This window comes from Nocardioides sp. (assembly GCF_051876515.1).
In the GTDB taxonomy this organism is placed as follows: Bacteria; Actinomycetota; Actinomycetes; order Propionibacteriales; family Nocardioidaceae; genus Nocardioides.
The window spans coordinates 1-4,707 of sequence record NZ_JBJEHY010000002.1; the positions used below are offsets into that span (position 1 = coordinate 1).

Here is a 4,707-nt window from a genome sequence, read left to right on the forward strand (position 1 = left end):
AGGAGCTGCTCGGCGGCAAGGAGCCCAACAAGGGCGTCAACCCCGACGAGGTCGTCGCCGTGGGTGCCGCGCTGCAGGCCGGTGTCCTCAAGGGCGAGGTCAAGGACGTGCTGCTCCTCGACGTCACCCCGCTGAGCCTGGGCATCGAGACCAAGGGCGGCGTCATGACCACCCTGATCGAGCGCAACACCACCATCCCGACCAAGCGCTCGGAGATCTTCACCACCGCTGACGACAACCAGCCGTCGGTCGAGATCAAGGTCGCGCAGGGTGAGCGCCAGATGTGGTCGCAGAACCAGCCGCTGGGCAACTTCGAGCTGACCGGCCTCCCGCCGGCCCCGCGCGGCGTGCCCAAGATCGAGGTCACCTTCGACATCGACGCCAACGGCATCGTCCACGTCACCGCCAAGGACCAGGCCTCCGGCAAGGAGCAGTCCATGACCATCTCCGGTGGTTCGGCGCTGAGCAAGGACGACATCGACCGCATGGTCAAGGAGGCGGAGCAGTACGCCGAGGAGGACGCCAAGCGTCGCGAGGCCGTCGAGGCCCGCAACCAGGCCGACTCGCTGGTGTACACCACCGAGAAGTTCCTGACCGACAACGCGGACAAGCTGCCCGAGGACGTCAAGACCGAGGTCACCGCCGACGTCGAGGCCCTCAAGGCCACCCTGGAGAACGCCGAGGCGACTGCCGAGGAGATCACCGTGGGCGTCACCAAGCTCAACGAGTCCAGCCAGAAGATGGGCGCCGCGATGTACGCCGCCGCGGAGGCCGACCAGGCCGCCGCGGGTGGTGCCACCGGCGCGACGGGCGAGGCCGACGACGACGTCGTCGACGCCGAGATCGTCGACGAGCCCACCGAGGGTGACGACAAGTGACGGACTCCCACGAGTCCGGCACCGGCCAGGGGCACCACGTCCCCACGGCCAACGAGCCCGCGACCGAGGACACCTCGGGCGTGGCCGACATGGTCGAGGAGGGCGGTCCCCTGGAGCCGGTGGACGTGGAGGAGGTCGAGGCCGCGCAGGCGGCCTCGGCCCCCGCCGAGGGTGACGAGGTCGGTCAGCTCAAGGCCGCCGTGGCCGAGCTGACCAACGACCTGCAGCGTCTGCAGGCGGAGTTCCTCAACTACAAGCGCCGCGTCGAGCGCGACCGCGACCTGGTCAAGGAGAACGCGACCTACGCGGCGCTCTCGCCCATCACCGAGGTCATCGACACGATCGACCGGGCCCGTGAGCACGGGCCCCTCGAGGACGGCTTCCGCGCGGTGGCCGACCAGCTCGAGCGGGTCGTGGCCGGTCTCGGGCTGACCAAGTTCGGCGCCGTCGGGGAGCCGTTCGACCCCACCCTCCACGAGGCCCTGGCCCACCAGGGCGAGGAGGAGGGGATCGAGGTCCCGACCATCAAGGTGCTCGTCCGCTCCGGTTTCCGGATCGGCGACCGCGTGGTCCGCGCCGCGCAGGTGCTGGTGCACGGGCCGGTGGCCTGAGGCTCGACCAGCACCAACAGCACGACCAGCAGCAACCCGTACGCAGTGAGTCAGAGAGGAGTGGCGAGTGAGCAGCAACGACGGCATGCGCCCCGACTGGGCGACCAAGGACTTCTACAAGGTCCTGGGAGTGTCGAAGGACGCCGGTGAGGCCGACATCAAGAAGGCCTACCGCAAGCTCGCTCGCGAGAACCACCCCGACTCCAACCCCGGTGACGACGCCAAGCACGAGAAGTTCAAGGCGGTCGCGGAGGCGTACGACGTCGTCGGTGACCCGTCGAAGCGCAAGAAGTACGACGAGATGCGCTCGTTGTACGGAGGCGGCTTCGGCGGGTCGGCCGGCGGCGGTGGCTTCAACGCCGGCGGTCACGGCTTCGACCTGAGCGACCTGTTCGGTCAGCGCGGCGGTGGCGGCGGCCTCGGGGACATGTTCGGTGACATGTTCGGCGGCGGCGGTCGCGGGCGTGCCCAGAGCCGTCCCCGCAAGGGCTCCGACGTGGAGACGTCGGCGACCATCAGCTTCACCGACGCCCTCGACGGCGTCACCATCTCGCTGCGCCTCACCTCCGACGCGGCCTGCGAGACCTGCCACGGCAGCGGCGGCAAGCCGGGCACCAAGCCCCACATCTGTCCCACCTGCGAGGGCGCCGGGTTCGTCTCGGCGACCGCGGGCGGCGGGTTCGCCATGAACGAGACCTGCCCGGCCTGCGGCGGGCGCCAGCTCGTGTACGACGAGAAGTGCCCGACCTGCCACGGCAGCGGCCGCGGCACCTCGGCGCGCAGCATCCAGGCGCGCATCCCGGCCGGGGTGAAGGACGGGCAGAAGATCCGTCTGCGCGGCAAGGGCGGCGCCGGTGAGAACGGCGGCCCGGCCGGCGACCTGTACGTCACCGTCAAGGTCACCCCGCACCGCGTCTTCGGCCGCAAGGGCGACAACCTGACCATCGACGTGCCCGTCTCGTTCGACGAGGCGGCCCTGGGCGCCGAGGTCAAGATCCCGACGCTGGGTGGCTCGCCGGTGACCCTCAAGGTTCCCGCCGGCACCCCCAACGGCCGTACGTTCCGCGTCCGCGGCAAGGGCGCCACCAAGGCCGACGGTTCCAAGGGCGACCTGCTGGCCACCGTCGAGGTGCACGTGCCGGCACGCCTGGACGACACCGCGCGCGAGGCGCTCGAGGCGTACCGTGCCGCCATGGCCGGCACGCCCCTGCGGAGCAACCTGTTCGAGGAGTCACGGTGAACCGCCGCGACCCGCTCGGGTCGGTGGCACCCGACGCCGCGGTCTACGTGATCAGCGTCGCCGCCGAGCTGACGGGGCTGCACCCCCAGACGCTGCGCACGTACGAGCGGATGGGGCTGATCACGCCCGGCCGGACCGGCGGCGGCGGCCGTCGCTACTCGCACCGCGACCTCGAGCTGCTCCGCTCCATCTCCGACCTCACCTCCGCCGGGATCGGCATCGAGGGGGTCCGGCAGATCCTCGCGCTGCAGCACCAGGTCGCGGCGCTGCAGCAGCGCAACGCCGAGCTCCAGTCCGAGCTGGCCAGCACCCGCGAGGCGCTGACGTCCGCGCTCGCCTCCCGCGCCGCGGCGCGCCCCGCCAGCAAGCTCCCCGCGCTGCGCGAGCCGGCCCCGGGCCAGTCCGTGGTGGTCTGGCGGCGTCAGCAGGGCTGAGGGCTCACCCCGGCCGTACGGAACCCCGCTGCGGACCGGTCAGGAACACGGCGCCGTCGAGGACCGCGTCGCGCACGTCCGCGTCCCGCAGGTCCGCCCCGAGCAGGCACGCGTCGGTGAGGTCGACGCCGCGCAGGTCGGCGCCGATGAGCAGAGCGCCGGTGAGGTCGGCCCCGCGCAGGTCCCGGTAACGCAGATCCGTGCCGGCCAGGTCGGCCCGGGCCAGGTCGGGGGCCTCGGGCCACCGCGAGCGTGCCTCGTCGCGGGCCTCGCCGAGGACGGGCCGTACGCGGTCGCGCAGCTCGTCGAGATCGGTGGTGAGCAGCACTTCCGGGGTTGCCCCGGTCAGCGCCAGCGTCTCAGCGGTGAGCGGCTCCGCCGCGGCCACCCCTCTGCGCCCGGCCTCGTCGAGGAGGGCCAGGAGCTCGTGCACCTGCCGCATCACCGACAGCACCGCAGACATCTCGCCGAGGTTGGGTTGGTCCCGCCAGCTCACCCCGCCGTACGTCACCTGCGAGACCTGCTGCCCGGCGCCGAAGCAGTCGAACCGCACGCAGCCGGACCACCCCGACTCGCGCAGCCGGTCATGGATCCGGCACCGGTCGGAGGCGTCGAGGTTGGTGCACGGCGTGCCACCGGGCTTGGACGTCCCGAAACCGTCGGCCGCCGAGAACGGCAGCAGGACGCAGCACAGACCGAAGCACTGGTCGCACTCGGCGTGCAGGACAGGAAGCTCCACCACCCCATCGTGTCAGCCACGTGGGTGCGGAGCCGCGCTGGGGAGAGCGTGCCGCCTCAGCCGTAGAAGCCGTACGCCATCGCGAACGCGTTGGCGATGCACAGCAGCACGAACATGCAGACGACGAACTGGTTGTCCTGGAGGTGTTCCGCGAGCCACTTCATGCACCACTCTGTGCCCAGAACGGGGGTGCGGAGAAACCCCCTGGCGCCGATCAGCACCGAAACTCGGTGAAGTCTTGACGAAAAGTTCAGCAGCCGCCGACGGCTGCGCCCTTCCTCAAGGCCTTCTTGGAGGTGGGCCGCTTGCCGTACTTCAAGGTGTACGAGCGGACCCAGTCCACGGTCGACTTGGCCGACTTCATGGGGCTGCCGTCGACGTCGAGCATGCTGATCCGCACGGTCATCCGCTGCCGGGGAATCATGGCGCGGTCACGCACGGTGCCGATCGGGCTGCCGTTGAGGAACCAGGTGATGTGGCGCTTGGTGACCTGCACCGCGAACGAGCTGGCGCCCACCGTGCTGGACAGCGTGGTCGTACGCGCCCACGAGCCGCCGCGGGGACCGCGCACGCCGTAGGTCAGGTCGCCGCCGGGCCCGGTGGTCTCGGCGATCACGATCCCCGACGAGGCGCACCGCTGGCCCGCCTGGGAGGCGGGGACGAGCTCGTACCGGATCCGGTACGAGCGGCCCGAGGTGCTGCGCTGCGTCGTGGAGCCGCGGGTCTCCCAGCGGCCCAGGCGGGCGGAGCCGCCGCCCTGGAGCGTCCCCTGCACGTCACCGGAGGCCCCCTGCGGGGCGCTGCC

The 4,707-nt window shown here is 71.4% G+C and carries 6 protein-coding genes; 4 read left to right on the plus strand and 2 right to left on the minus strand.

Going from position 1 to position 4,707, the window contains the following annotated elements; all coding sequences use genetic code 11:
• From ACI379_RS00115 to ACI379_RS00130, 4 genes are all read left to right on the plus strand, one after another.
• On the plus strand, positions 1-878 hold an 878-nt coding region (locus ACI379_RS00115), incomplete at its 5' end, for an Hsp70 family protein (protein WP_439790021.1).
• A complete protein-coding gene (grpE, locus tag ACI379_RS00120) occupies positions 875-1,489 on the plus strand; it encodes a nucleotide exchange factor GrpE (RefSeq protein WP_439790022.1) in 615 nt (204 codons plus the stop codon). The genes ACI379_RS00115 and grpE, both read left to right, overlap by 4 nt.
• Positions 1,490-1,556: 67 nt before the next feature.
• Positions 1,557-2,729 carry a molecular chaperone DnaJ gene (dnaJ, locus tag ACI379_RS00125; protein WP_439790023.1) on the plus strand — a complete coding sequence of 391 codons (1,173 nt, stop codon included), beginning with the start codon at positions 1,557-1,559 and terminating at the stop codon, positions 2,727-2,729.
• Positions 2,726-3,163 (plus strand): heat shock protein transcriptional repressor HspR, encoded by a 438-nt coding sequence (locus ACI379_RS00130; protein WP_439790024.1) that lies wholly within the window; start codon positions 2,726-2,728, stop codon positions 3,161-3,163. Before dnaJ ends, ACI379_RS00130 begins: the two co-directional genes overlap by 4 nt.
• A gap of 4 nt (positions 3,164-3,167) precedes the next feature.
• On the opposite strand, the gene ACI379_RS00135 is transcribed toward ACI379_RS00130, so the two are convergent.
• Complete coding sequence (locus tag ACI379_RS00135; RefSeq protein ID WP_439790025.1) at positions 3,168-3,902, minus strand: pentapeptide repeat-containing protein; 735 nt, start codon at positions 3,900-3,902, stop codon at positions 3,168-3,170.
• Between the two features lie 250 nt (positions 3,903-4,152).
• The coding region (locus tag ACI379_RS00140) for a hypothetical protein (RefSeq protein ID WP_439790026.1) at positions 4,153-4,707 on the minus strand (555 nt) is incomplete at its 5' end.